The sequence below is a fragment of the Maribacter chungangensis genome, from assembly GCF_042676845.1.
Lineage (GTDB): Bacteria > Bacteroidota > Bacteroidia > Flavobacteriales > Flavobacteriaceae > Maribacter > Maribacter chungangensis.
The window spans coordinates 8362-8753 of the sequence record NZ_JBHTHY010000021.1 but is presented as its reverse complement, the minus strand read 5'-3'; the positions used below and the strand labels follow the sequence as shown (position 1 = coordinate 8753).

Genomic DNA, 392 nt, shown 5'->3' with positions numbered 1-392 from the left:
CGGCGAAGTCCACGGTAAAGCTTCCCGCCACGGTAGGCCCGGTATAGGTGATGACGAAGTCCGCCGTTCCCGCACCCTCGTCCACGGTAAAGTCGGCCACGGAGATGCCCTCTCCGGCGCCAAGGCCGTCGTTGTCGGTAATGGTGCCCACGCCGTTGCCGTCGATGACGGGGATGAGCGGATTGGACACTGCGCCAAGGGCGATATCAAGATTTTCACTGGCCTCCAGAATCACATCGTCCACGATGTTGACGGTGACGCTCTGGGTGTCTCCGGAAACCGTCCCGTCGGGGAAGGTCACGGAAGTGCCCGCGGTGGCCACGGAGTAGTCGTCCGGGTCAACGGCGGTGCCGTCGGCCACGGCGAAGTCCACGGTAAAGCTTCCCGCCACG

1 protein-coding gene is annotated in these 392 nt (G+C 64.0%); it reads right to left on the bottom strand.

All coding sequences use genetic code 11. The features are described from left to right. Positions 1-392, bottom strand: a 392-nt coding sequence (locus ACFQZJ_RS17230; protein ID WP_379936142.1) for a Calx-beta domain-containing protein, incomplete at both ends; no start/stop codon positions are given.